This window comes from Streptomyces caniferus (assembly GCF_009811555.1).
GTDB lineage: Bacteria > Actinomycetota > Actinomycetes > Streptomycetales > Streptomycetaceae > Streptomyces > Streptomyces caniferus.
The window spans coordinates 229,599-255,092 of the sequence record NZ_BLIN01000003.1; the positions used below are offsets into that span (position 1 = coordinate 229,599).

General features: G+C 71.6%; 22 protein-coding genes. 14 read left to right on the forward strand and 8 right to left on the reverse strand.

The features are described from left to right. The first annotated feature begins 30 nt into the window (after positions 1-30). Positions 31-615, forward strand: a complete 585-nt coding sequence (locus Scani_RS09705; RefSeq protein WP_159472391.1) for a hypothetical protein — start codon at positions 31-33, stop codon at positions 613-615. 42 nt (positions 616-657) lie between these two features. Here the strand turns inward: Scani_RS09705 and Scani_RS09710 are convergent, their stop codons facing one another. Beyond that, positions 658-1,737 (reverse strand): S1 family peptidase, encoded by a 1,080-nt coding sequence (locus Scani_RS09710; protein ID WP_246295667.1) that lies wholly within the window; start codon positions 1,735-1,737, stop codon positions 658-660. 736 nt (positions 1,738-2,473) lie between these two features. On the opposite strand from Scani_RS09710, the gene Scani_RS09715 reads away from it, so the two are divergent. The 6 genes from Scani_RS09715 to Scani_RS09740 all read left to right on the forward strand — a co-directional run bounded on the left by Scani_RS09715 (position 2,474) and on the right by Scani_RS09740 (position 9,808). After that, positions 2,474-3,670, forward strand: coding sequence for an acyltransferase family protein (locus tag Scani_RS09715; RefSeq protein WP_246295669.1), 1,197 nt, complete (start codon positions 2,474-2,476; stop codon positions 3,668-3,670). 130 nt (positions 3,671-3,800) lie between these two features. Further along, entirely contained in the window at positions 3,801-4,862 is a 1,062-nt protein-coding gene (locus Scani_RS09720) for a class I SAM-dependent methyltransferase (protein WP_159472394.1), read from the forward strand. 182 nt (positions 4,863-5,044) lie between these two features. Further along, entirely contained in the window at positions 5,045-6,313 is a 1,269-nt protein-coding gene (locus tag Scani_RS09725) for a glycosyltransferase (RefSeq protein ID WP_159472397.1), read from the forward strand. A gap of 520 nt (positions 6,314-6,833) precedes the next feature. Then, positions 6,834-7,625 carry an ankyrin repeat domain-containing protein gene (locus tag Scani_RS09730; protein ID WP_159472400.1) on the forward strand — a complete coding sequence of 264 codons (792 nt, stop codon included), beginning with the start codon at positions 6,834-6,836 and terminating at the stop codon, positions 7,623-7,625. 112 nt (positions 7,626-7,737) lie between these two features. Continuing rightward, complete coding sequence (yczR, locus tag Scani_RS09735; protein ID WP_159472403.1) at positions 7,738-9,225, forward strand: MocR-like transcription factor YczR; 1,488 nt, start codon at positions 7,738-7,740, stop codon at positions 9,223-9,225. A 304-nt stretch (positions 9,226-9,529) separates the two neighbouring features. After that, the gene (locus Scani_RS09740; protein WP_159472406.1) at positions 9,530-9,808 is read left to right on the forward strand and encodes a hypothetical protein; all 279 of its coding nucleotides are present in this window, start codon (positions 9,530-9,532) and stop codon (positions 9,806-9,808) included. Positions 9,809-9,925: 117 nt separating this feature from the next. On the opposite strand, the gene Scani_RS09745 is transcribed toward Scani_RS09740, so the two are convergent. Next, a complete protein-coding gene (locus Scani_RS09745; protein WP_159472410.1) occupies positions 9,926-10,552 on the reverse strand; it encodes an alpha-ketoglutarate-dependent dioxygenase AlkB in 627 nt (208 codons plus the stop codon). 175 nt (positions 10,553-10,727) lie between these two features. Between Scani_RS09745 and Scani_RS09750 the strand changes: the two genes are divergently transcribed. The 3 genes from Scani_RS09750 (at position 10,728) to Scani_RS09760 (ending at position 13,384) form a co-directional block, all read left to right on the forward strand. Further along, positions 10,728-11,486, forward strand: coding sequence for an IclR family transcriptional regulator (locus tag Scani_RS09750; RefSeq protein WP_159472413.1), 759 nt, complete (start codon positions 10,728-10,730; stop codon positions 11,484-11,486). Between the two features lie 104 nt (positions 11,487-11,590). After that, a complete protein-coding gene (locus Scani_RS09755; RefSeq protein ID WP_159472416.1) occupies positions 11,591-12,889 on the forward strand; it encodes a PP2C family protein-serine/threonine phosphatase in 1,299 nt (432 codons plus the stop codon). 75 nt (positions 12,890-12,964) lie between these two features. Then, positions 12,965-13,384: a PPOX class F420-dependent oxidoreductase gene (locus tag Scani_RS09760; protein ID WP_159472419.1), complete on the forward strand. Its 420-nt coding sequence runs from the start codon at positions 12,965-12,967 to the stop codon at positions 13,382-13,384. Between the two features lie 139 nt (positions 13,385-13,523). Here the strand turns inward: Scani_RS09760 and Scani_RS09765 are convergent, their stop codons facing one another. Next, entirely contained in the window at positions 13,524-14,405 is an 882-nt protein-coding gene (locus Scani_RS09765) for a SigB/SigF/SigG family RNA polymerase sigma factor (RefSeq protein WP_159472422.1), read from the reverse strand. 137 nt (positions 14,406-14,542) lie between these two features. Then, a complete protein-coding gene (locus tag Scani_RS09770; protein ID WP_159472425.1) occupies positions 14,543-14,794 on the reverse strand; it encodes a hypothetical protein in 252 nt (83 codons plus the stop codon). Between the two features lie 193 nt (positions 14,795-14,987). On the opposite strand from Scani_RS09770, the gene Scani_RS09775 reads away from it, so the two are divergent. From Scani_RS09775 to Scani_RS09790, 4 genes are all read left to right on the forward strand, one after another. After that, entirely contained in the window at positions 14,988-15,881 is an 894-nt protein-coding gene (locus Scani_RS09775) for a Vgb family protein (protein ID WP_159472428.1), read from the forward strand. A gap of 358 nt (positions 15,882-16,239) precedes the next feature. Then, positions 16,240-17,529: a PP2C family protein-serine/threonine phosphatase gene (locus tag Scani_RS09780; protein ID WP_159475640.1), complete on the forward strand. Its 1,290-nt coding sequence runs from the start codon at positions 16,240-16,242 to the stop codon at positions 17,527-17,529. Positions 17,530-17,725: 196 nt separating this feature from the next. Continuing rightward, a complete protein-coding gene (locus Scani_RS09785; RefSeq protein WP_159472431.1) occupies positions 17,726-18,568 on the forward strand; it encodes a DUF1206 domain-containing protein in 843 nt (280 codons plus the stop codon). Positions 18,569-18,649: 81 nt separating this feature from the next. Next, positions 18,650-18,976: a hypothetical protein gene (locus tag Scani_RS09790; protein WP_159472434.1), complete on the forward strand. Its 327-nt coding sequence runs from the start codon at positions 18,650-18,652 to the stop codon at positions 18,974-18,976. A gap of 118 nt (positions 18,977-19,094) precedes the next feature. Here the strand turns inward: Scani_RS09790 and Scani_RS09795 are convergent, their stop codons facing one another. The 4 genes from Scani_RS09795 to Scani_RS09810 form a co-directional block, all read right to left on the reverse strand. Further along, a complete protein-coding gene (locus Scani_RS09795; protein ID WP_159472437.1) occupies positions 19,095-20,915 on the reverse strand; it encodes a M28 family peptidase in 1,821 nt (606 codons plus the stop codon). A 355-nt stretch (positions 20,916-21,270) separates the two neighbouring features. Next, positions 21,271-22,800: an L-piperidine-6-carboxylate dehydrogenase gene (gene amaB, locus Scani_RS09800; RefSeq protein ID WP_159472440.1), complete on the reverse strand. Its 1,530-nt coding sequence runs from the start codon at positions 22,798-22,800 to the stop codon at positions 21,271-21,273. A 43-nt stretch (positions 22,801-22,843) separates the two neighbouring features. After that, a complete protein-coding gene (gene hglS / locus Scani_RS09805) occupies positions 22,844-24,235 on the reverse strand; it encodes a 2-oxoadipate dioxygenase/decarboxylase (protein ID WP_159472443.1) in 1,392 nt (463 codons plus the stop codon). A gap of 28 nt (positions 24,236-24,263) precedes the next feature. Next, positions 24,264-25,439, reverse strand: coding sequence for an NAD(P)/FAD-dependent oxidoreductase (locus Scani_RS09810; protein ID WP_159472445.1), 1,176 nt, complete (start codon positions 25,437-25,439; stop codon positions 24,264-24,266). Positions 25,440-25,494 lie beyond the last annotated feature (55 nt).

Below are 25,494 nucleotides of genomic sequence, written 5' to 3' on the forward strand. Positions count from 1 at the left end.
CCCGCGGACGCCGGACGAGACGGACCACGCGTGGCTGCTCGCCGCCGCATCCTGCCGAAGCCGCACGGCCGGACGGCGGCGGCCGTGCCCCGTTGGGCCGTGTGGACCGCGTACGCCACCACGCTGACCACGCTGCCCTCCTGCATCTGGCGGATCGCGGCCATGAACCTCCACGCGCCGCTGCTCGCGCACACGACGAAGCCGGTCCCTGGTCATGGGACGGTGCTGTTCACCGGCTGGTGGTACGTGCTGGTCCTGAGCGTGGTCAGCGAGGCGCTGGCGTACCTCACCCTCGGGCTGGTCAGCGAGTGGGGCGAGGTGGTGCCGCGCTGGGTCCCCGGACTGGGCGGACGTCGGGTCCCGGTCCTCGCCGCCGTCGTCCCTGCCGGCCTCGGTGCGGCGGTGCTCACGCTGCTCTTCCCGTACGCGCTGATCATGTCGTGCCTGGGCCGGATGCTCGACGGGACGCCCGGCTCAGGTGTGATCACGCACGGGTGGCAGACCGCCGTCTTCGCCATCGCCTATGTGCCGTTGGCCGCCTGGGGCCCGCTGCTCGGCATCGTGACCGTGCACTGCTACCGGCGCCGCCGCTCCCCCCGTATGGTCACCGCCTGACCGTGGTGACCATCCGGCATCGTCGTCGCGGGCCGGGGCGGATCAGCCGATGTGCGATCCGGTCTTCTCCAGGGCCTCGCGTACGGGCTGGTAGAACGACTCGCCACCCGTGGCGCAGGTGCCCCGGCCGCCCGAGGTCAGGCCCAGCGCGGTGTCGCCGTCGAAGAGCCCGCCGCCGCTGTCCCCGGATTCCGCGCAGAGGGAGGCCTGGACGAGGTCGTCGACCGCCCCCTCCTGGTAGTTGGCCGTCACCTCGACGGCGGTGACCTCGCCACTGCGGAGGTGCGTGCTGCTGCCGCTGCGCTGCACCCGCTCGCCCACGATCGCATCGCCCACCTTGCCGATGGACTGCATGCTGCCGTTGTAGAGGTCCACCTGGCTGGGGTGCGCGACATCGGCGTCGGTGTACCTCGCGATCCCGAAGTCGTCACCGGGGAAGGAGCCGGCCTCCGTCACGGCGAACTCCGGTCCCCCTTGCGTGGCGGCCCAGCTCTGCACGGCGTTGGCGCAGTGCCCGGCGGTCAGGAAGTACGGCCGTCCGTCCCTGATGACGTTGAAGCCGAGCGAACAGCGCGCGCCGCTCCCCCAGATGGCGTTGCCGCCGGCGACCAGTGGCCGGAGGGTGCCCGTCGACTGTCTGAGGACGGCCCGGTCACCGAGCGAGGAGACGACCTTCTTGAGCTGCTCCAGGCGGTCGCCGGTGACCGTACGGTCGGCGACGACGGCCACCTGGTTGGTCTTGGGGTCCGTCGCCCAGGACGTTCCGGGGATCGCGGCCTGTTGCTTGAGGGTCGCCCGGGCGGCGTTGAGCGAGGTGAGGGAGTGCTTGACGATCTTGGCCTCGGCGCCGGCGCCACGGACCTTGGCCGCGGCGGCCTCGGTGGTCACATTGACGATGAGCTTGTTGTGCGGGGCGTCGTAGTAGAAACCCGCCGCCTCGGCCCCGAGGGCGGTGCTGATGTTCCTGGCGCGCTGCGCGGCGGCGGTGGCCGTCGGGGGCTCGGGGGCCGCCTTGGCCGGGGCGGCCTGGGCGCTCTGCAGAGCGAGTGCGGCGGCGATCAGAGTCACCGTCCCCACACTGCCGAGGACGGTGCGGGACGTAGGTACACATGTGTGCTTCAACTCAAGACCTCTGGTGTGGAGTTGGGCCTGCAGTGGATATCCGGGCCCGCGGGAGGCAGGCGTTTCCCCTCCCCCTTGACGAAGTCGATTCCGTGCCGCCCCGTTTCGTGCGGGAATTCCCGCGCATTCGCGGCGGCACACCGGATCGCTCTCCGCCGAAGTACGGCTCTCATGGAGCGCGCTGTGCATCGACATTCATTGCCTCGTCATATGCCTTGACTTCAAGGGGTATCGGCGTCGCGAGCGGCCGGTGCGTGTGGCACGGCGGAATGAAATCATTCTTTCCTGCGCCCGCTTCGCGCTACACCCGCCCGGCCACAGGTCCGCAGGAATCACCTGTACGGCCGGTGGCGCCACCGGCAGCTGCCCGGATTCCCCCACCCCCCCTTCATCGACAGCGTCCCCGACAACCTGCTCACGGAATGGGACCGCCCAAAAGCCATTCCGCAAATCGCGCGCCAAGAATGGTGATAGGCCCAAGTCCGTACCACATGACGGGTCAATTGATGCGGACGAGGCCCGCGAGGCGCTGGGCCGTACGAGTGAAATCGGGTCGCCCTCCCTATGCACGGGACGTGGGGCGGTGGGTCAATCGAGGTATCCGCGCGATGGGCCGCCCATTCCTCCGCACGGGCCGGATCAGTCATTCCCCCGATCCCCCGGCGACCCCACCCGCGCCCCCATACGCATGTGCTGGTCGTCATGGGCCTGGGCGTTCCCTCGCAGGAGGCCTCTCGTGCACGATCTCCCCAGCCCGTCGTCCCGGCCCACCGCCACGGCCGGCCGCGTCGTCGGCCGCATCGGTACGGAGGAGCCGTCGGCGAAGGACGGCACACGGCCGGGCCGTCCCCGGCGGCTGCCCTCGCTGACCGGTCTGCGTTTCGCCGCCGCGGGCGGGGTCGTCTTCACCCACAGCGCGCTGATGATCAACCCTCATCTCGCCCGGACCCTCGGGCCCGAAGTGTGGGTGGGGGCGAGTTCGGTTTCGCTCTTCTTCATTCTGAGCGGCTATGTGCTGACGCATTCCGCCCGCCCGACCGACACCGCGCGGGCCTTCTGGCGGCGGCGTGCCGCCAAGATCCTGCCGAATCACGTCCTGACCTGGTGTGTGGTCATGGCCGCGCTCGCCTGTGCCGGAGCGGCCGCCGCCACGCACGCTTCCGAATGGCCGGCGAACCTCTCCAGCCTCTTCCTGGTGAACACCTGGGTGCCCAGTCAGCGTTTCGTCTCCGCGGGCAATCCGGTTTCCTGGTCGCTGGCCGCCGAGATGTTCTTCTATCTCCTCTTCCCCCTCCTCCTGCCGCGTGTCGAACGGCTGTCACGCCGTGGGCTGTTGATCGGCGCGGGCACGGCTGTGGTCATTGTCTGGACGTGCCCGGTGCTCTACGAATTCGTCCTCAACCCCGGCGGCCCGTCGTTCCCCGGATACTGGTCCTTGTACATGTTGCCGATCGCGCGACTGCCGGAATTCGTCCTCGGCATGCTGCTGGCCCGTATCTCCTCGTCGGGAATGCGGATTCCGCGTATTCCCGTTCTCCCGGCCGCCCTGGGTGTCATCAGCACGATCGTGGTGAACAGTACGTTCCTGCCGCACAGCTTCCTGTACGCGGCCTCGACCGTGGTCCCGCTCGCCATGCTGGTGTACGCGACCGCGGAGCTGGACCTGCGCGGCAGGGCCTCGCTGCTGCGCGCACCCGCCCTGGTGTACCTCGGTGAGATCTCCTACGCCATGTACCTCGTCCACTTCCTGGTACTGGGTTTGATGTACCTGTCCCTGACGGGTCTGGGATGGAGCAACCTCTCCGTGGTGCTGGCCGCCCTTCCCGTCGTACTGCTGTCCTCCTGGCTGCTGTACGCGGGGGTGGAGCGGCCGTGCGTCCGGCGCTTCTCCGTGTCCCGCCGGGCCCGCCCTCGTACCGCCACACCTTCGTGAACGCACCCGGGCGTTCCGGTGGTACGTGCGCCGCGTGCCCGGCCCCCGGAGCCGGTCCGGCGTACCCCGCCCGCCCTCCGCACCGGTGTCGGCGCTCCCCCCTCAGGACCACATCTGAAAGAAGCCCCCCATGATGAGTACGCGAAGCGCGCAGATCGCCGCCCACCGGCCCCGTTACCAGGACGAGCTGGCCCGCGGGCTGGAGCGGTTCTTCGAACCACGGCGCACCACCTGCCCCTGGTGCAGCTCCTCGCGGCTGCGCGGGCACCTGCGCACCACGGACCATCCCCAGCGCAAACCCGGGACGTTCGTACTCGACCAGTGCCGAAGTTGCGGGCATGTGTTCCAGAACCCCCGGCTGAGCGCGGACGGACTCGATTTCTACTACCGGGACTGTTACGACGGCCTGGGCGAGGCGACGATGGCGCGGCTGGCCGGCTCGCCCCTCGCGGTGAGGCTCTACCGGGCCCGCGCCCGGGCACTGCTCCCGTTCGGCCGCCCCTTACGCTGGCTGGACGTGGGCACCGGTCACGGCCACTTCTGCGCCGAGGCCCGAAGGGTCCATCCGGACACCCAGTTCCACGGGCTCGACTGGGGCGAGGGCGTCGAGATCGCCGCGCGCGAGGGCCGCATCGCGCGGGCCTACCGGGGCTCCTTCGTCGGGATGGCAGGTCAATTGGCCTGCCAGTACGACGTCGTGAGCATGCATCACTATCTGGAACACACTCTGGCACCACGGCAGGAACTGGCCGCCGCCCACACCGCGCTGCGCCCCGGCGGTCACCTCCTGGTGGAAGTGCCCGACCCGGAATCGGCCTCCGCCCGGCTGCTGGGCCAATGGTGGGGCCCATGGCTCCAGCCCCAGCATCTGCACTTCGTCCCTCTGGACAACCTGTGCGGCGCGCTGGCCGAGCAGGGGTTCACCGTCGTGGCCACCGACCGGCAAGAGCCGCATGTCCCCACCGATCTGACGTCCGCCGCGGTGAACATGCTCAAATCCGTCCTGCCGAGCGAAGATCTGCCCTGGCTGCCCGAGCGGCCCGGACCGCTCCGCCGCTGGGTCCGCCGGCTGGGCCTGCTGGCCGTCGCCCCCGCGCTCGTCGTCCTCGTAGGGATCGACATAGCGCTGGCGCCCCTCACCCGGCGCACCCGGCTGTCCAACGCCTACCGGGTGGTCGCGCGCCGCGACTGACCACAGGGCCGGGACCCCGCCGCAAGCGCCCCGCGGGGAACGTCACCCGGCCCTCGTCCACCACACAACTGCACTGCCATTCCGGCACGTTCGGCTGAACAAGGAATTCATCGGTACACCACCCGAGTGAAGCCGAAGACGGTCGGAATCAGCGCGGCCGACGAAACGGGACACTGCCGACCATGCACATCCTCATCGCTACCGCAGGTTCGCACGGGGACGTGGCTCCTTACACCGGCCTGGGGGCCCGGCTGCATCGCGCCGGGCACCGGGTGGTGGTGGCCACCCATGAGCGCTCCGCCGAGCTGGTGCGCCGCAGCGGCCTGGGCTTCCACCCCCTTCCGCTCGACCGGTACGCCACGTCCGGAAAGGACGGCGCGCACGGCCACGGCGCGGGGAAGGGCGCCGGCCTCTCCAAGGTCGAACAAATACAGCTGGCACGGGAGTTGGCCCCGGAGATGGCCGACGCGGTGGCCGAGGTCTGTGCGGCGGGGGCCGAGGTCCTCTTGTTCTCCAGCAGCCTGGCTCCCCTGGGGCTGGTGGCGGCGGAGGGTCTGCGACTGCCCGGCGTCGGCGTGTTCCTGCAGCCGCTGGAGCCCACCCGGGAGTTCCCGCCGGTCATCTTCGACATGCCGTCGTGGGGACCGTTCGCCAACCGCGCCCTGGGGCAGTGCGCCCAGTCGTTGCTGTCCCGGGCGTTCGCTCCTGGGGTGCGCCATCTGCAGCGCAGGCTGGGCGTGACGCCGGACGCGCTGGCTCGGCGGCGCAGGACCTGGCCCGTCCACCACGGCTTCAGCCCCGCGGTGGTGCCCCGGCCTGCCGACTGGCGTCCGGGGATGGAGGTGGCGGGCTACTGGTGGCCGTCGGAGGCCCCTGACTGGACCCCGGATACCCGGCTGGCGGATTTCCTCGGGTCCGGTCCGCCGCCGGTGTTCGTGGGCTTCGGCAGCATGTCGCCGAGCGACCCGGAGCGCCTCGGGCGTCTCCTGGTGCGCGCCCTGCGAATCGCCGGAGTACGCGGCGTCGTCCAGTCGAGCTGGGCCGGCCTGTCGGTCGAGGAGGACGATGTCCTGACGGTCGGTGAGGCCCCGCACGCCCGGCTGTTTCCGCAGATGGCAGCCGTGGTCCACCACGCGGGCGCCGGAACCACGGCCGCCGGCCTGCGCGCGGGCGTGCCGGCAGTCCCCGTGCCGATGATGCTGGACCAGCCCTTCTGGGCGTCGCGGCTCACCTCACTCGGCGTCAGCCCCGGAAGGCTGCCCTTCCAGCGGCTGACGGCGGAGAACCTCGGTTCCGCGCTGCGGAAGGCCGTGCACGATCCCCGGTACCGCCGTCGCGCCCGGCAGGTGGCGGCATTGCTCGCCACGGAGGACGGTGCGGGGCGGGTACTGGCGGCGGTGGAGCAACTGGCGGGAGGAGACGGCCCAGAGGGCCGAGCCCGCGGCCACTGAGGCCGCATCGCGGCGGAGTACCCGCACGTCGTACCGCGGCGGGCTCCGGAGTCGCCGAGCCGGCCCCGTCCGCCTACGGCTTGGCACAGGCGCCCACCGAGGCAGGAGTGTCCCTGCGGCTGGTGCAGTACGACTTCGAGACCAAGGAGAAGCTGCTGCTCCATGGACTGCAGCAGTTGACCACCGGGCGCGGCGGCCCGTATCGCCGACCGGGTCCGGGCCACCGGGGACGCTCCCGGACCCCGCGAGCTGATCGAGGCCGTCCGCTTCACTCGCCCGTCGGCGGGCCTGGGCAGCAGCGTCCTGCTGGGCCCGCGTGCCCCGGAGGCCGCGACAGCGGTCCTCCGCCACCATCTGGACCGCCTCTTTACGAACAGCGGGTAACCCCCTCCGCGATCGGGCCACTTGAGCCGCCAGTCGGCCCGCTCCCCCGGCCCGTCGCCCTGGCAGCTGAATTGCGTCGACACGCTCGCCCTCCGCAATTAGCCTCGACCGCCATGAGCACCAAGAAGGAACGTGCATGACCGAGGCGTTGACCCGACGGCTCATCGCCGCCCTGTACGAGGACGACGTGCGCCGCGTGGACGCACTCCTGCGGCAGGGCGCTGCCCCGTCCGCGCCGGACCCCGACGGGGAGACCCCGTTGTACCTGGCCGCGGTGAGCGGGCACACGGACATCGTGCGACTGCTCCTCCAGGCGGGAGCCGCACCCGATGTCGAGAGCAGGGGAGAGCCGGGCAGCGCGGGTCTGCCGCTGTGTGCGGCGGCGTCCTGGGACCACTGCGAGGTGGTGCGCGAACTGCTCGCTCATGGCGCCGACCCCGACCGGCGGGAGGACGACGGGACCTCCTACTCGCCCCTGATGTGGGCGGCCACCGGAGGCCACCACCGCACCGCCCGACTCCTGCTCGACGCACACGCCGACCCTGACCTGGGCCAGGACGGGCACACCCCGTTGATGGCAGCGGCCCAGCGCGGATCGATCGCGGTGGTGCGGGCCCTGCTGCGCCACGGCGCCGACCCCCGCCTCACCGATGCACAGGGGCGTACGGCAGAGAGCATGGCCCGCGAAGAGTGCGGCAAGGACCTCGCACACGAGCTGCGGGAGCGGGCGAGCGCCGCCCCCGACGCCAGGTGCGAGGTCCGGCGCAGCCCACGGCCCGAGGGCACGGAACTGATCGAGGTCACGGTCAACTCGCCGGGCGGAACCGGCGCGGCCACCTGGCAGGGCGAAACGGGGCACGCCGCGATCGCGGCGCTCCTGCGGGAACACACGCGGGATGGAGACGCGTCGGCGAGGCGGCGTCCGTGATGCCGTGCCGCATTACCGGCCGCCTTCACCGTATGCAGTGGGCCTCAAGGCCAAAGGCGCAGGTCTGTACAGTGATCGGCCCGGGGAACACGCCCCGTTCCGGGAGAGTGGCATGGCCGACGCGCATCCGTTCCAGCAGGGGGAAAGGGCGGAGCGCACCGTCCGGACGCTGGGCAGCCGACAGCTCGCCGCGATGCTGCCCGACCCGGCACAAGCACGCCCCGCCTACCGTCACCTGGCCCGGGCGATCAGTGCGCTGATTCTGGACGGACGCCTCGCGCTGCACGTCAGGCTCCCCGCCGAACGGGAGTTGGCCACCGCGCTGAACACCAGCAGAGCCACCGTCACCGCCATGTACGACCTGCTGCGCGAGAGCGGCTTCGCACACAGCCGCCAGGGCTCCGGCACGTGGACGGCCCTGCCGGAGGGCCGGGCCCCCAGCGGCATCACACGACTTCTGGGCCCCCAGGACACCGCGATCGACCTGGCCAGGGCCGCCCCCGGACTGCCGGAGCAGACACTCCTCGACGCCCTGGCCCAGGTCACCCCTCGGCTGGCCGAGCATGCGCACACTCCCGGCTACCATCCCTACGGCCTTCCGGAACTGCGCGCCGCCATCGCCGAACGTTTCACCCGGCGGGGGCTGGCCACCGTGCCCGAACAGATCCTGGTGACCGCCGGCGCCCAGCACGCGCTCACGCTCGTCCTGGGGCTGCTGTGCCGCCCCGGCGACCGGGTCATGGTCGAGAATCCGTCGTATCCGAACGCGCTGGACGCCATGCGCCGCGCGCGGCTGCGCGCCCTGCCGGTCCCGGTGACCGATTCCGGCTGGGACATCGGGATCATCGAATCGACGTTCCGTCAGGCGGCGCCCCGACTCGCCTATCTGATCCCCGACTTCCACAATCCGACCGGCTGCCTCATGCCCGAGCAAGAGCGTGTCCGCATCCTGCGCGCCGCGGGGCGTTCCGGTGCCTGGCTGGTCGTCGACGAGGCCCTGTCCGACCTCGCCCTCGACACCCCCGCCCCGCCGCCGTTCGCGTCGCGCACCACGCCCGGTGGGGCCGGCCAGGTCATCACCATCGGCTCGATGAGCAAGACCCATTGGGGCGGTCTGCGGATGGGCTGGCTGCGCGCCCCCGCGCGGCTCGTCACCGAACTCGCCGGGCAGCGCGTCGCCACCGACATGGGCGGCTCGGTCCTGGACCAACTGCTGGCCCTCTTCCTGCTGGCCCGTGCCGGGGAACTGCTGCCGACCCGCCTGGAACACCTGCGCCGGCAGCGCGAAGCTCTGGCCGGGGCCCTGGCCGAGCACCTGCCGCAGTGGACGTGGCAACTGCCGCCCGGCGGGCTGTCGTTGTGGGTCGATCTCGGCGCGCCCGTCGCCTCGGCACTGGCCGACCGGGCGCTGGACCACGGGGTGCGGATCGAGGGCGGGACGCACTTCGCCACCGACCCGGGCCTGTTCGAACAGCGCCTGCGCATTCCGTACACCGTCCCCCCCGGCACCCTGCGCGAGGCCGTGCAGCGCCTGGCCGCCGCCCTCGCCGAGGGCCTGTCACCGGCGTCCACCACCCGGCGGGCGCACTGGGTCGTCTGAGCACGAGACCGTTTCCGGCCGGCCCCGTCGGCAACCGCGCCCCACTCGGCGTGCGGTGCACGGAAGTTGGCGCGGTCCCCCAGCGGCCGGACACCGGCCGACCTCACCGTGACCACCACCCCACGATCCCATCCTCCCCAACGGTCTCATTAGTCCGATAAGCACTTCCTTTTGGCTTTCTTCTCGATTGCGTAAAGCCTTTGGTGTTGGCGGGATTTGGTGGGTGCCGCGGGTGCATTCTCTGTCTGCCCGGCCATCGGCGGGGCATCTCGCACCATGGCAATGCAGAAAGGCACGATCCTCAATGACTGACGGATTCAAGCGCGCCCTCGCTCTCGGCGCCGCCACCGTTGCCCTCGCCGGAGGCACCCTCCTCTCGTCGGTGGGCATCGCCTCGGCCGCCCCGTCGCACCATGGAGACCACACGACCACGCGACACATCGACAGGGGGCGGTGCCACATGGTCCACGGACACTGGACCCGGACCTGGCACCCGGCCTGGCGTGATCGGCACGGCGTCCGCCACCACGGCTACTGGACCCGGACCTGGCACCGGGAGCACCTGGTCTGCCACCGCCACTGACCGCCCCCTCAGCAACAGGGCCCCCGAGCCGACGCAGACTCGGGGGCCACCCGTTTTTGTACGCCGGAACCCTCATCCGGAAGCCGGGGCGGCGGCGCGGCGGGGGAAGCGCCGAGGTCAGCGCACGCCGTGGGGACGGAACTGGATGCTGATCCGCGGTCCCGCCGCGCGCGTGGTCTTGGGGATCGCGTGCTCCCAGGTCCGCTGGCAGGAGCCGCCCATCACGAGCAGGTCGCCGTGCCCGAGCGGCCGCCGTATGGCGTGGCCGCCGTGCCGCGGGCGGAGCAGCAGATCGCGCGGCACCCCGACGGACAGGATGGCGACCATGGTGTTCTCCCGCCCGCCGCGGCCGATCCGGTCGCCGTGCCAGGCCACACTGTCCCGGCCGTCGCGGTAGTAGCAGAGCCCGGCCGTGGTGAACGGTTCGCCGAGTTCGGTGGCGTAGTGGGCACAGAGCGCGTCCCTCGCCTCGTCCAGTACGGAGTGCGGCAGCGCGTCGTCGGCCTTGTAGAAGGCCAGCAGCCGCGGTACGTCCACCACCTGCTCGTACATCCGCCGGCGCTCGGCCTGCCAGGGCACCTCGGCGGCGAGCCGTGCGAACAGGGCATCGGCCCCGCTCAGCCACCCGGGCAGCAGATCGAGCCAGGCCCCGTCGCCGAGTTCGGTCCTGCGCACCCCGCGCAGCGGGCCGAGACGGATGTCGTCGGCCTGGTCGAAGAGCGAGCCCTGAAGATGCATGGCCATGCTTTCAGGGTACCCAATAATCGAATATATGTTCTGGCGCGCCGTCGCGCGCCCCGCTCGCAGGTTGTGTCGGCCCCGCGCACGACTGCATCCGCCCGCACACATCGGCCGGCGGCGGCCGAACGAGCGCCCGACCGGCCTTGCCTGCGCGGGGCGCCGGGCGCACGCTGAATACATGGGCAACGGAGAAGGCCCGACGCTCATCACTTCCGTCCAGCGCGCCTTCCGCTTGATGGAGGCCGTGGGTGCGCACGAGGGCGGCGCACCGGCGAAACAGCTGGCACGCGAGACGGGGCTGCCGCTGGCCACCACCTATCACCTGCTGCGCACGCTGGCTCACGACGGGTATGTCCGGAAACTGGAGGACGGCGGTTTTGTCCTCGGGGACCGGCTGGACACCCTGCACGCCGGCGGGCGGGGGCAGGCGCTGCTGAACCGGGTCCGCCCCGCACTCACGGCGCTGCGCGACGACCTCTCGGCCGCCGCCTACCTGACCTTCTACGAGGACGGCGAGATCCGCGTAGCCGAGATCGTCGACGGCCCCCGGGCGCCCCGGGTCGATCTCTGGGTGGGCTTCGAGGACGCCGGGCACGCGACGGCGCTGGGCAAGTGCGTACTGCGCGAGCTGGACGACGAGGCGCGCGACGACTACCTCTCCCGGCACCCCCTCGCCGACCTCACACCCCGCACCATCACCGCCCGCGCCCAGTTGCTGCGCGCACTCGACACCCTGCCGACGGCGCCGGCCGTGACGGACATGGAGGAGTACGCGCTGGGGACGTTCTGCGTCGCGGTGCCGGTCTACAGCGGTCAGATACTGGGATCCCTCGGGGTGTCGCTCCGCGCCGACCGGGTCTCCCGCATCGACGAGGTCCGCAACCGGCTGCTTCCGGCCGCGAGCCGCGTGACCAGGGGGCTCTCGCTCACTATCTGAAATCCCGCTCCTTGCCACTTACCCACATATGTCGCTTTCCTTATGGAAACGGACATTTCTCAATGTCAGTGCACCGAGCAGGGAAGCGAGCCCCGGACCCCTCCATGCGCCAAGCCCGGATCCATCACCACGACCACCGGCCGCGGTGGCAGCTCACCAAGCCGTTCACCGCTCTGCGGGACTCCGTCCGGCAGATCCTTCCGTCCCGGGGCGACGCGCCGTCCGGTGCGGCAGGTGTGCGCCGGCACTACACCGCCGGCGTGCCGGTTCTGATCATTGCGGCCGTGGCGCTCCTCGCCTTCTCCGGTGGAACCGGTATGAGCTGGCTGCCGCTGCTCGCCGTGGGCCCCGCGCTGGCCGCCGCCACCAGCGGGCCGTGGGGAGTGATCCGGATCGGTGTTCTGGCGGTGGCGCTGGGGGCGGCGCTCGGTGTGCATGGTGGTGCGCCGGGCACGGAACAGGCGATCGTCCTGTCCACACTGTCCGCCGTGACGTTGGCCAGCAGTCTGGCCAGCGCCCTGCGCAGGCGCCGTGAGCAGGTGCTGGCCGCCGTGCGCTCCGTCGCCGAGGCCGCACAGCACGCCTTCCTCAAGCCGGTGCCGGCGAGGGTGGGGCATTTCCAGACGGCGGTCCGCTACAGCGCCGCCGCTGCCGAGGCCCGGGTCGGCGGCGACCTCTACGCCCTGGTGCCGACGCCCTACGGGGTCCGGCTGATCGTGGGCGATGTACGCGGCAAGGGGCTGCCGGCGGTGGGCATCGCCGCGCTGGTCCTGGGCGTCTTCCGGGAAGCGGCCTACGACGAGCCGGATCTGCTCGATGTGGTCCACCGGATCGAGCGGAGCCTCGCGCGCAACCTCGGCCCCGACGACTTCGTCACCGCGGTGCTGGCCGGGTACCCCGAGGCCGACCGTATGGAGCTGGTCAACTGCGGCCATGCCGCTCCGCTCCTGGTCCACGACTCGGGCGTGCTGCCCGTCGAGCCGGCCCGTCCGGCCCCGCCCCTCGGCCTGCGGGCCCTGGCCGGCGAGGCCCCCGCACTCCAGGAGGTCGCCCTGGCCGACGGGAACCAACTGCTGTTCTACACCGACGGTGTGACCGAGGCCCGCGACCACCAGCGGGAGTTCTACCCGCTCGTGGAGCGGCTGTCCCGGCACGTGTCGGAGGACCCGTCCCGCACCCTCGCCGCGCTCCACGAGGACCTGCTCGCGCACGTCGGCGGCGAACTGCACGACGACGCCGCCATGCTCCTGCTGCGGAAGCCGGCCGGCACCCCGTCAGTGGCACCGGACGCGGCGGATCCGCCGGCCGGACCGTTGCCCGCGCTTCAGGTGGCCGCCGAAGTGGAGACCTCACAGGAGGGTGTGCGGTGTGGCGGCGAACCGGCGGACGGGAGCCGGTGGTGAGCTGAGTACCGTCGATCGGGTGGGTCGTCCCGGACGGCCGACCGCACCGTACTCACGTACAGAGGAGCGCCTCGTATGTCGAAACCACCGCTTCCCGATGCAGCCGTCGTCATGTTGGGCAAGCCGAATCCGGCCGTCATCACGACGCTGCGGCCGGACGGTCAGCCGGTGTCCACGGCCACCTGGTACCTCTGGGACGACGGCCGGATCCTGGTCAACATGGACGAGGGCCGCAAACGACTGGAGCATGTCCGCAACGACCCCCGTGTCTCGCTGAGCGTGCTGGACGAGGGCAACTGGTACACGCACCTCAGCATCATCGGCCGTGTCGCCGAACTCCGTGACGACGAGGAGCTCACCGATATCGACCGGCTGGCGCGGCAGTACCTCGGCAAGCCGTACCCGCAGCGGGACCGCCGCCGGGTCAGTGCCCTGATCGAGATCGACCGCTGGCACGGCTGGGGGACCATGAAGGACAGCGGCCAACCGGGCTGACGACGGCCGGAGGCCGGCCCTCCCTCCCCGTCGTCGTGGTACGGCGGTGGTCGGGGGCCGGTCGGCGGCCGGCCGCACGTCCGCGGTTCGGCGAGCGCCCGGAAGCGGATACGCCCGCGGCCTCATCGCGGCGGGCGCCTCACGTCTCGGCCAGGAGGCCCTTGCGCAGGGTGGTGCAGGCGCGGGTCAGGAGGCGGGAGACATGCATCTGGGAGAGACCCAGCTCCTTGCCGATCTCCGACTGTGTCATCTCCTCCCCGAAGCGCAGCTGGAGGAGGGTGCGTTCGCGGTCGTCGAGCTTGGCGAGGTGCGGCTTGAGGGCCTGGACGTCCTCGGCCAGGGCCAGGGCGGGGTCCTCGGTGCCGATGAGGTCGGCGACGAGACCGGTCTGCTGCTTGCCACCCGCCTGGATGGGGCGGTCTATGGAGTCGCTGTCGTAGCCGTTGCTGGCCACCAGCCCCTCCGACACCTCGCCCTCGTCCATGTCCAGACGGGCCGCGAGGTCGGCGACGGAGGGCTCGTGACTGCCCTCGCCCTCCAGCTCCTCCCGGGCACGGGCGAGGTCGATGCGGAGTTCCTGCAGGCGCCGCGGCACCCGCACCGACCAGGTGGTGTCGCGGAAGAACCGCTTGATCTCGCCCTGGATGTAGGGGACGGCCAGTGTGGTGAACTCCACGTCGCGGGAGGGGTCGTAGCGGTCGATCGCCTTGATCAGACCGATCGTCCCCACCTGAAGGACGTCCTCCGTGGACTCCCTGCGGCTGGAGAAGCGGCGGGCGACATAGCGCACGAGGGAGAGGTTCATCTCGATGAGCGTGTTCCGCGCGTACTGGTACTCGGGGGTCCCCTCGTCCAGCTCCTGCAGCCGCAGCAGGAACTGCTTGGACAACTCCCGTGCGTCGGACGGAGCGACCCGCTGCGGGGCCTGGATCTGCGGCAGCACCGTCGGAGCCGGAACGGCACACTCCATCGAGGTGCTCTCCGGCTCCGTTCCGACGTTCAAGGTGCTGTTGCTGCTCATGCTCTGGCTCCCGCCTATTGCTGAGCCCCCGTCGCACGCTCCCCTACCCGCCGCTGCCGCAGGCATGTCCGGTCGCTCCTCCTTCCTTGCCCGCCCCTCCGACGCCCCAAGTCGCCCGACATGCCCGGCGTTTCGCCTCAGGACCGGGCCGGCGCCTCCGGGCCGGCGGGCAGGAACAGCGGTGTGACCGAGGCCCGGAGGTGCACGGTGATGCCGTTCCGTTCGAGCGGTACGCGGGTGCCGAACGCGTCGAGGGCATGGACCGTGGCATGGGGCCACGGCCAGTCCACGGGTGTTTCGGGGGCGTCCTCGCCGGTGAAGGCGTCCCCCGCCGCCCACAGGACGTGCAGCGGCCCGCGGCCCGCACGTGTCACCTCGAACGCGGACAACTCCACACCCCTTGAGAACTGACGGGGGCACCCCCTCGAGCGAGGAGGCCACGTTCGTCGCGCCTCGCAGCGCACCCAGGAACTCCCTGCGGAGTCGCGCCGAAAAAGCCCGTTGCGCATGCGGCGACGGCATGCAAGGATTTCCTTAACGCAACATCAGTAGCAGTAAAGACCAGCAGGGAAGAGCCAGCCGATGTCCCGCCGCACCGTCTCGTTCGAGGAGATTCCGGTCTCCGACGCCCACGCAGGCCCCTACGCCCTCACCACGGGTCCCGACGACGCGCTGTGGTGCACCTTGGTCCACGCCGGGCAGATAGCCCGCCTGGCACCGGACGGCCGCCTCGACCGCTACTCACTCGACTCCCCCTCCTGCGGGCCCTCCCTCATCACCTCGGGACCCGACGGCGCGTTGTGGTTCACCCGGAACCAGGACCATCGGATCGGGCGGATCACGGTGGAGGGGAAGGCGACCTCGTTCTCCCTCCCGAGTCCTGGCAGCGGTCCGTTCGGCATCGCGTCCGCCGCCGACGGAGCCCTGTGGTTCACCCAGATGCACACCGACCGCATCGGGCGCATCGACACGGACGGCCGGGTGACGGAGTTCCCGCTGCCCCTCACCGGTGCCTTCCCCTCAGCGATCACGACCGGTCCCGATGACGCCCTGTGGTTCACCCTCAACCAGGCACACACGATCGGTCGCCTCGGCTTCGACGGCGACCTCACGCTCCACAAGCTTCCGACCGGGAACGCCGCGCCGGTCGGCATCACCTGCGGTGCGGACGGCGCACTCTGGTTCGTCGAGATAGGCGCCGGCCGGATCGGCCGGATCACCACCGACGGCCGGATCGACGAGTTGCCGCTGCCGGACCCGGCGTGCCGGCCGCACGCGATCGTGGCCGGCCCGGACGGGAACTGCTGGTTCACCGAATGGGGAGCCAACCGCATCGGCTCCGTCACTCCCGAAGGCCACGTCGAGGAGTACGACCTGCCGAGTCCCTCTTCGGAACCGCACGGCCTGGCGTTCGGTGCCGACGGGGCCCTGTATGTCGCGCTGGAAATCGGGGTGATTGCCCGTATGACGCCTTGAGCGGAGGGCCGGTCCGGTCGGGCGCGGCGCCGCCGGCGGCCGCACTGCACCGCACCGCACCGCACCGCACCGCACCGCACCGGCCCAGGGTCGAGCGGCCCTTTCACAGTGCTGCGGCGGAGACGCGGCGCGGCGCTGTACGACGGATTCGGGCCGCCGCTCTCGTCGCTCACCGCGGTGTCGCTCTCGGCAACCTCCCTCGCGGTGTCACCATCGAGAGCACAAGCATCGCCGCTGGGAGCGGGGGAGCAATCGCGACCGACGGTGCCACCACATGGCCGGCCCACGGGGCGAAGGCCCGGCGGGCTGCCACCCGAGGAGAGGTGCCTGAATGAGCAATCCAGCCGCCCGGGCGCGGATGCTGGGTGACCTGATCGCCGCCAGCCATGTGATCACGCTGGAACAACTGCCGGACCTCGTCGCCAAGCACGCGACACGGGTCGGCTGGCCGGGGGTGCTGCTCTACCTCGCCGATCTGCAGCAGGACGTGCTGTGCCTGCTGGCCGGTCGTGGGCCGGGTGCCGGCGGCGGGGCGGAGGCGCCGCCGGAGGTGGTGCGGGTGGAGGGCACCCTCGCCGGGCGGGCGTTCCAGACCGGGGGCATCGTCGGGGGCCCCACCTCCGAGGCCGGCCAGTGGTGGGTTCCGCTGCTCGACGGCACCGAGCGGCTGGGCGTACTGCGCGCCTCCGCCGCCCCGGGCACGGAGATGGACTCCCAGGCGGCTCAGGACCTGCGCAACCTCGCCGGGCTGGTCGCCTTGATGATCGTCAGCAAGCGGGGGGTGAGCGACACCTATGCCGGGCTGGTACGGCGCCGGAGGATGAATGTGGCCGCGGAGATGGAGTGGCGCATCATGCCGCCCCGGACCTTCGCCACCGACCGGGTGCTGATCAGCGCCGTGATGGAGCCCGCCTACGAGGTCAGTGGCGACGTCTTCGACTACGCCATTGCCGAGGAGACCGTACACCTGGCGCTCTTCGACGCCATGGGCCACGACACGGCCGCCGGGCTGACCGCGAACCTCGCGGTCGCCGCCAGCCGCAACCGGCGCCGGCAGAGCCCGGGAATCCTGGAGATCGCCCAAGCCGTGGAACGGGCCCTCGTGGAACAGTTCGGCTCGAGCCGCTACGCCACGGGCCTGCTGGCCGAGCTGAACTCCGCCACCGGCGTTCTCACCTGGACCAGCCTGGGGCACCCTCCGCCGGTCATCATCCGCAAGGGACGCACCGCAATCAGCCTGACCTGCCCGCCCGCGCCTCCCATGGGCACCGATCTGGGGATTCTGCCCACGCTGAGCCGGGACCAGCTGGAGCCCGGCGACCGTCTGCTGCTCTACACCGACGGCATCACCGAGGCCCGTAACCGCGAAGGCCGGGAATTCGGACTGGCGGGCTTCACCGACTTCCTCATCCAGCACCATGCCGACGGGCTGCCTGTCCCGGAGACCCTGCGCCGCCTGATCCGGCGTCATCTCAGCTACCACGACGGACGGCTCGGCGACGATGCCACGGTCCTGCTGCTGGAGTGGAGCGGCCCCACCCCCTACCGTCCCGCACGGGTCGAAGCCCTCGCCGGCCTCCCGGAGCACACCACCGCGGACACCCCCCTGACGTCTCCCTGGACCACACCCGCCAGGGACGTCCTGTGAGGCGCTGACGTCCCGTGCGGCGCTGGTGACACGGGTCCCCCGCAGAAATCGGGCGAAGAGCCGACGAGGGGCCGCTCCTCCGCACGCAACCGGAGTGCGCCCCCGACGACGGGGCAGAAGCATCTCGCTCTCGCCGGTCCCGGAGACCGGCTGGGTGTGCCCCGCCGACGGGGCCGAAGCCCTCTGGAGGTCACAGATGCCATCGACTACTGCGGTACCGCACATCGGACGACGCACCGCTCACCGCGCCGCGCGCAGCTCGGCGGTCCGGGCCGCGGCACGCGGTGGGTTCGCGGCCCGGGGCGCGATCTACTTCCTCGTAGGGGTACTGGCGCTGCGGGTCGCGTTCGGCGACAGCGGTGAGCAGGCCGACCGGGGCGGAGCACTGGCGGAGCTCGCCGCCCGGCCGTTCGGCAGCGTCCTGATATGGGTGCTCGGCCTGGGCCTGGCGGGGATGGCGCTGTGGCGTCTGTCCGAAGCGGCATTCGGCGCGGCGGGGCCCGAGGGCCACAAGGCCGGGACGCGACTGCTCTCGCTCGCGCGTTGCGTCTTCTACGCCGTGGTGTCGTTCTCCGTGCTGTCCTTCGCGGCGGGCGAGAAGGGCAGCGGCAGCGGGGCGAGCGACCAGCAGTCCCGGGATGCCACGGCCAAGGCGCTGGACCTGCCCGGCGGCCCCTGGCTGGTGGCCGCCGCGGGAGTGGGCATCGCCGTGGCCGGAGTCTGGATCGCGGTGCGGGCCGCCCGGCGCACGTTCCACAAGCACCTCAAGCGGGCGGAGATGTCCCGGCCCGTCAAGCGCGGTGTCGATGTGCTCGGCGTAGCGGGCGGCGTCGCCCGCGGCGGGGTGTTCGCGGTCGCCGGCGTCTTCGTCGTCAAGGCCGCGGTCACCTACGACCCCGATCGCGCCAAGGGCATGGACGACACGCTCCGCACCCTCGCCGATACCTCGGCGGGCCCCTGGCTGCTGGTCGCGATCGCGGCGGGCCTGGCGCTGTTCGGCCTCTTCTCGTTCGCCATGGCCCGCTGGCGGAACATCTGAACCGGTGCGTTCCGGCCACCGTCCCGCAGAATCACCACAGCACGTCCGCACCACCTCCCCCACGACAGGAGCACCCTTCGCATGACCGAGACCCATCAGAACGCCCCGGCCGCACGCGCCGCCTTCCGCGCCGAGGCCTTTGTGCGCAACGGCCGCTGGCACCTCGAAGTCGCCAGTCTCGACAGCGAACCCGACACCGGCGACACCGAGGCCCTGCTCGTCACGCTGTGGCCCGTCGACGAGACTCCCGACGGCAGCGGCTTCCCCGCCGCGTCCCTCGGCGCGCAACTGCGCGACAACGGCTTCGCCCTCGCCGAGCCGGGGCGGGGCACCGACGGCTGGGCGCCCACCGGCGACCGGGGCCACTACGCCGCCTCGTGCTACGCGACGGACGAGGCGCCCGCCTGACCCGGACCGGCGGGCGAACGATGTGCGGCGGCACCGGAGGGGAGGGGCAGGTCGCAGGCGCCCCGCCGCTCCGTGCCGTGGGCCGGCCGGCCGGTCAACCGGTCGGCCGGCCAGTGGGTCAGCCGGTCTGCAGGGTCGCGTCGTCGACGACGAAGCTGCTCTGGAGGCTGGAGTCCTCGGTGGCGGTGAAGGTGAGGGTGATCCGCTGTCCGATGTAGCGGCTCAGGTCCAGGGAGCGCTGGGTGTAGCCGCTCGACGCATCGGTGTTGGAGAGGGTCGTCAAGGTGGTGCTGCCCACCTTGACCTTGAAGGTGTCGTAGGCGACGGCGTCGGTCTCGTCGGTGTCGATGTGCAGCCAGTAGTTCAAGGTGGCCTTGCCGCATCCGGCGGGCACGGTCACCGACTGGCTGAGGGTGTCGGTGGCGGAGGAGCCGTAGCCGCCGAGCCAGGCGAACCTGCTGCCGCTGTGCGCGGACTGGCCGCTGTGGGCGCCGATCGCCCCGGTGTCGCCCGTCCAGGGGGTGGTGCCGCTCTCGAATCCGCCGTTGGCGATGAGCTGTTGGGCGGTGCAGCCGCCGGCGCCCTTGACCGTCAGGGTGTACGGCGTGGTGTGGGTGACGGACCCGGTGCCGGTGACGGTGAGGGGGTAGGTACCGGGTGCCGTGCTCGACGTCGTGGCGACGGTCATGGTGGAGCTGTTGCCGGAGGTCACCGAGGCGGGGCTGAAGGAGACGGTCACACCGGCCGGAGCGCCCGAGGCCGACAGCGCCACCGTCTGGGCGGATCCGCTGGTGGTCGCCGTGGAGAGGGTGCTGGTGGCCGAGCCTCCGGGGTCGACGCTGCCGGTGGCGGGGCCGGCGGTCAGGGAGAAGTCGTTCGCCGGAGTGCTGTCGGTGACGGCGAGCTGCCACAGGGTGGCGGCGATGCCGTCGACGCTGCGGTTCAGTCCCGTGCTGTTGATGTTGCTGGTGGTGTCACAGGACTGGTGGTAGCAGGAGTCGTAGGCACGGTTCGCGGTACCGCCCCACTTCGCCGCCTGCGCCGAGGTCTTCCGCGCGCCGGCGCCCATCGCGTAACCGGAGGTGGGGATGCCCGCCTGCTCGAAGGAGTAGTCGTCCGAGCGGCCGGCGCCCTCGGTGTTCTCCTCGGGCTGGAGGCCCAGGGAGTCCCAGTACGCCTTCATCGGCTGGGCGGCGGCGGAGGTGAGGTGGTTGATGAAGTAGCCGCCGTTGAGCGAGGCGATCATGTCGAAGTTGTAGTAGGCCTTGATCTTCGACCGCTCGGCGGAGGAGAGGGAACCGACGTAGAAGTCGGAGCCGTTGAGGCCCTGTTCCTCGTCCGTCCACCAGGCGAACCGGACGCGGGCCCCCATGGCGGGGTGCTGCTGCGCGAGGGTGAGGGCCGTCTCCAGCAGCGCGGCCGAGCCGGAGCCGTTGTCGTTGATGCCCGGACCCGCCCCGACGCTGTCGAGGTGGGAGCCGAACATGTACACCTTGGTGGCGTCGCCCTGCGGCCATTCGGCGATCAGGTTGGGTCCCGCCCCGGTGGCGCAGCCGGAGGTGCAGGGCTGCTCGGTGACGGTGTAACCGGCCGCCTGGAGCTTGGCCTTGGCGTAGGCGACCGAGTCGCGGTAGCCCTGTCCGCCGGATTTGCGGGTGCCGCCGTTGCGGGTGGCGATGGCGTTGAGCTCGGTGAGGTGCGCCTGGACCTTGGCCACATCGATGTCGGGGGCGGCCGCGGTGCGGGCGACGGGACCCTCGACGGGCGCGGCCGGGCCGCTGTGCCCGGCCCGGCCGACGGCCGATACCGCAGTGGCGGGCGGGTGGAGCGGCCGGCTGCTCTGCTGGGTGGCCGCGGCGGTGGGGGCGAGGGCCAGCACAGTTGCCTGGAGGGTGGCGGCGAGACATACGCCGGCCACCGCGAATCTTCGTATCACCATGGCTCCTTGAGGGGTAGGGAGTGCTACCGACGGAGGTTCTGGTGGAACGCCGGGTCGTCGCAGCGTCGTCGTCCGGCTGGCTTCGACCACGTGGGGCGGCGTCTGCGCGGCGGGCGAACGACATGTCCATGACCCAGGCCGCCGTACCATCACACCCCGGCACCCACCACGTCAACGAAAGTTCCGGCGCAGCGCCGTGTTTGTCGAAAAACGGCAGGTGGCGCCCGATAACCGGGCACTTGGCCGGGTCCGCGGGCGGCTTCGGACACCCCGGCCACGACGAACCCCCGCCCTGCGCACGGCAGGACGGGGGCGGTGAGGGCGTACCGGCGACGGTGCGGGATGCCGGTGGCGCCTACAGGAAGCTGACGTTCTGGGCGAGGGCGAGGCGGCTGGAGTAGTTGATGGTGTTGGTGGCGGAGCGCATATAGGCGCGCCAGGCGTCGGAGCCGGATTCGCGGCCGCCACCGGTCTCCTTCTCCCCGCCGAAGGCCCCGCCGATCTCGGCGCCGGAGGTACCGATGTTGACATTGGCGATGCCGCAGTCGGAGCCCTCCGCGGACAGGAAGAGTTCGGCTTCCTGCTGATCGCGGGTGAAGATGCTGGACGAGAGGCCCTGCGGGACGTCGTTGTGCAGGGCGATGGCCTCCTCCAGGGTCTCGTAGGTCTGCACGTACAGGATGGGGGCGAAGGTCTCTTCGCGGACGACGTCGGTCTGTTCGTCGACCCGGACGATGACGGGTTCGACGTAACCGGCGCGGGGCGCGGCGTCGGCGAGGCGCCGGTTGCCGCCCGCGAGGATCTTGCCGCCCTCGGCCTGCGCCCGGGTGAGGGCGTCCTGCATGGTGTCCAGGGCGGTGGTGGAGATCAGGGGGCCGACGAGGGTGGTCTCGTCGAACGGGTCGCCGATGGGGAGCTTCTGGTAGGCGGCGGTCAGCCGTGCGAGGAGGGTGTCGGCGATGTCCTGGTGGACGATGAGGCGCCGCAGCGTGGTGCAGCGCTGGCCCGCGGTGCCGGCCGCGGCGAAGACGATGCCCTGCACGGCGAGGTCGAGGTCGGCGGAGGGCGTGACTACGGCCGCGTTGTTGCCGCCGAGTTCGAGCAGGGTGCGTCCGAAGCGGGCGGCGACGCGCGGGCCGACCTCGCGTCCCATACGGGTCGATCCGGTGGCGCTGATCAGCGCGACGCGGGGGTCGTCGACGAGCCTTTCGCCGATGGCGCGGTCACCCAGCAGGAGGCGGTGCACATCGCGAGGGGCGCCGACGTCCTCGGCGGCCTGCGCCAGCAGCCGGTCGCAGGCCAGGGAGATCAGCGAGGTGAGCTCCGAGGGCTTCCAGATCACGGTGTCGCCGCAGGCCAGCGCGACGGCGGTGTTCCACGACCACACCGCGGCGGGGAAGTTGAACGCGGAGATCACGCCCACCACACCCAGCGGGTGCCAGGTCTCCGCGAGACGGTGGCCCGGGCGCTCGGAGGCGATCGTACGGCCGTACAGCTGGCGGGAGAGGCCGACGGCGAAGTCGCAGATGTCGATCATCTCCTGGACCTCGCCGAGCGCCTCGGAGCGGATCTTGCCCGCTTCGATGGTGATGAGGTCGGCCAGGTCGCCCTTGTGGTCACGCAGCAACTCGCCCAGACGGCGTACGAGTTCACCGCGTCGGGGCGCCGGCGTGGTGCGCCAGGTGAGGAACGCCTCGCGGGTGGCGGCGATGGCGTCCTCGGTGTCGGCGGCGGTGGCCGCGCGCAGGCCGAAGAGGTCTTCGCCGGTGATCGGGCTGCGGGCGGCGAAGTCGTCGCCTTCCGGGACGGTGACGCCGAGGGCGGCGAGGCTGCCGCGGGCACGGGTGCGCAGGTCCTCGGTGGTGGGGAGGATGGTGCGGGTCATGGTGCTCCCTTGGGGTGTGGAGGGGTAGGGGTGGCGGTCGGGGTCAGCCGGGTGTGCCGTCGAGACCGAGTTCCCGGGCGACCTGGGCGAGGGAGCGGTTCTGCTGCTCCTCGTAGAGGTCGAAGGGGTCCGCGACGTCGCGGCCGAGGACGCCGGAGAGCCATGCGCTGTCGTAGGCGGCCCCCTGCTGTTCGTTGTTCCGGGAGCCCTCCTCGCTGAGGTTGGACTGGAAGATGCCGGCCGCCGAGCGGGGCAGGAAGTCCTCGTAGACGAGGGGTTCGGCCCGGATCCAGCCCCCTTCCAGCAGGTCACGGAGCCCGGCGGGCGGGCGGCTGCCGTCGCGCGGCCGGTCGGGCGCGACGTGATGGGTGAAGTGCGCCAGGCCCTGGGCGGCGAGCCCCTGCTCGCTGTCGGGCATCTCCTGCGCCCAGAGGGTGCGGGCGAGTGCGGCCCGGTCGGCCTGCGGCAGGCCGGCGGCCTGCTCGTCGACACGGGCGAGCAGCCGGTCGTAGCGGGCCCGGCCCGCACGGCTGAGGGCGATACCGCGGGCCTCGACCTCGCCGAAGCGCACCCGCAGGGCGCCGGTGGTCACCGTGCCGTCCGGGGTGCGCAGGGCACGGGGCTCGGCGAGCGCCCGGAAGGAGGTCTGGCGCAGCAGGACATCGGGGCCCTGCCAGCGGGGAGGTCCCTGAATGGTGTCGATCATCTCGATGCCGCGCTCGGTCATCCGCCGGTACAGCTCGTCGATGTCCAGGACGCGCGGGGTGAGGTGGTTGATATGGGTGCTGCGGACGCCGCCGATGTCCGCGGCGACGGCGGAGACCCGTTCCAGCGTGGTGTACCACGCCTGGTCGACGGGCTCGGGGGACAGTTCGAAGGCCCGCACCGCGAGGTGGAGGAAGCGTTCGGCGTCCTCCTCGGGCAGCTCCGCGGCACGCTCCGCACGGTCGGCGAGGTCCAGCAGTTCCGGCGGGAAGAGCTCACGGCCGGCGAGGAAGTTCTCCAGGCGGGCCCGCAGGTCGGGGTCGAAGAACCGGGGGTCGGCGGGGGTGAGCAGGGAGGTGAAGACGCGGAAGGGATTACGGGCCAGTTCCTCGCCGTCGACGGGGCGGAACGCGGTCGACACGACGGGGACCGCGCTGGCGGCGGCCTCCCGCAGGTCGTAGAAGCCGACCGGGTGCATGCCCAGGGCGCCGAAGATCCGGGCGACCTGGCGGAGTTCGTCGGGGGTGCCGACGCGGATGGCGCCGTGCCGCTCCGCGGTCACCCGGCCGATGGAGCCCAGGCGCTCGGCGTCGGCCCCTTGCGCCCGCAGCACGTCCTCGTTGACCTCGCGGGAGACGTCCACGAGCGTGGTGTAGGCGGGCACCTCCCGCCCGTACATGTCCGAGAGCCGCTGGGCGAATGCGGCGCGCAGTTGCCACTGGCTGATCATCGGCAGGTCGTCCTTCCGTTGCGGGGCTTCACACCACGTGGATTTCGGGGCGGGTCTCGGCGCCGGTCGTGAAGCGGTCGGCGCTGAAGGGGGTGACATCGACGAACGGTGTGCGCTCCAGGTGGAGGTCGCGCACGATCTCGCCGACCGCCGGGGCCTGCAGGAAGCCATGGCCCGAGAACCCGGTGGCGTACAGGAAGTTGTGCGGCGTCCCGGCGCGCCCGATCAGCGCGTTGTGGTCCGGGGTGACCTCGTAGAGTCCGGCCCAGCCGCCGCTGGTCTCCATGTCGGCGAGGGCCGGGGCCCTGCGCCGTGCGGCGGCGCGGAACAGCGTGAGCCAGTCCGGGGTCCAGGTGGTGTCGAAGCCGTCGGCCTGGCCGGGGTCGGCGAGGCCGAACAGCAGGCCGTCGTCGCTGTTGTGGAAGTAGGCCGTCGAGTCGAAGTCGATGGTGAAGGGGATGCGCGGGGCCGGCGGCGCGAGCGGTGCGGTGAAGGCCAGCTGGCGGCGCACCGGGCGCACCGGGAGGTGCACGCCCGCCATTTCGCCGAGCCGCGCGGACCAGGCGCCCGCCGCGCAGATGACCGTGGCGGCGGAGATCCGGCCGTGGTCGGTGTGGACGGCCGTGACCCGGTCCCCGGTGGTGTCGAGGCCCGTGACGGTGGTGTGCGTGGCGAAGGTGACGCCGGCCCGTGCGGCGGCGCGCGCATAGCCCCGGACGGCGAGCCCGGGCCGGGCATGACCGTCGGTCGGGGAGTAGGCGGCGGCCACCAGCCCGTCGGTGCTGAGGTAGGGACACAGCGCTTGTGCCTCGCGCGGGCCGATCATGCGGCTGGGGACGCCGAGGCCGTTCTGGATCCGTACCGAGGTCTCGAAGTCCGCGGCCTGCTGGTCGCTGGTGAGCACGAAGAGATAGCCGACGCCGTCCAGCCGGATGTCGGCGCCGGGACGCTGCCCGAAGTCCTGCCAGGCCCGCAGACTCCTGCTGCCCAGTGCGATGTTGAGCGGGTCGGAGAACTGCGCCCGCACCCCGCCGATCGGCTTGCCCGAACTGCCGCTCCCCAGCTCGCCGCGCTCGATGACGACGATATCGGACACCCCGGCCTCGGCCAGGTGGAACGCGATGCTGGTGCCCATCACACCACCGCCGACGATCACGACGTCGGCAGTCGGCGGAACGGTGCGGGAGATGGATGACGTGGACAAGAGGCCGATCCCTTCCAGAGGCCGCGCCCGTGCCGGGGGGCATCCGTCCGGCGCG

Bases quoted from the DNA above. Each gene is read 5' to 3' on its own strand.
- Scani_RS09780 (WP_159475640.1), top strand. From the start codon at position 16,240: ATGCTGGGTGACCTGATCGCCGCCAGCCATGTGATCACGCTGGAACAA.
- Scani_RS09725 (WP_159472397.1), top strand. From the start codon at position 5,045: ATGCACATCCTCATCGCTACCGCAGGTTCGCACGGGGACGTGGCTCCT.
- Scani_RS09755 (WP_159472416.1), top strand. From the start codon at position 11,591: ATGCGCCAAGCCCGGATCCATCACCACGACCACCGGCCGCGGTGGCAG.
- Scani_RS09765 (WP_159472422.1), bottom strand. From the start codon at position 14,405: ATGAGCAGCAACAGCACCTTGAACGTCGGAACGGAGCCGGAGAGCACC.
- Scani_RS09795 (WP_159472437.1), bottom strand. From the start codon at position 20,915: ATGGTGATACGAAGATTCGCGGTGGCCGGCGTATGTCTCGCCGCCACC.
- Scani_RS09750 (WP_159472413.1), top strand. From the start codon at position 10,728: ATGGGCAACGGAGAAGGCCCGACGCTCATCACTTCCGTCCAGCGCGCC.
- Scani_RS09775 (WP_159472428.1), top strand. From the start codon at position 14,988: ATGTCCCGCCGCACCGTCTCGTTCGAGGAGATTCCGGTCTCCGACGCC.
- Scani_RS09740 (WP_159472406.1), top strand. From the start codon at position 9,530: ATGACTGACGGATTCAAGCGCGCCCTCGCTCTCGGCGCCGCCACCGTT.
- amaB (WP_159472440.1), bottom strand. From the start codon at position 22,800: ATGACCCGCACCATCCTCCCCACCACCGAGGACCTGCGCACCCGTGCC.
- Scani_RS09720 (WP_159472394.1), top strand. From the start codon at position 3,801: ATGATGAGTACGCGAAGCGCGCAGATCGCCGCCCACCGGCCCCGTTAC.
- Scani_RS09785 (WP_159472431.1), top strand. From the start codon at position 17,726: ATGCCATCGACTACTGCGGTACCGCACATCGGACGACGCACCGCTCAC.
- Scani_RS09790 (WP_159472434.1), top strand. From the start codon at position 18,650: ATGACCGAGACCCATCAGAACGCCCCGGCCGCACGCGCCGCCTTCCGC.
- yczR (WP_159472403.1), top strand. From the start codon at position 7,738: ATGGCCGACGCGCATCCGTTCCAGCAGGGGGAAAGGGCGGAGCGCACC.
- hglS (WP_159472443.1), bottom strand. From the start codon at position 24,235: ATGATCAGCCAGTGGCAACTGCGCGCCGCATTCGCCCAGCGGCTCTCG.
- Scani_RS09745 (WP_159472410.1), bottom strand. From the start codon at position 10,552: ATGGCCATGCATCTTCAGGGCTCGCTCTTCGACCAGGCCGACGACATC.
- Scani_RS09760 (WP_159472419.1), top strand. From the start codon at position 12,965: ATGTCGAAACCACCGCTTCCCGATGCAGCCGTCGTCATGTTGGGCAAG.
- Scani_RS09730 (WP_159472400.1), top strand. From the start codon at position 6,834: ATGACCGAGGCGTTGACCCGACGGCTCATCGCCGCCCTGTACGAGGAC.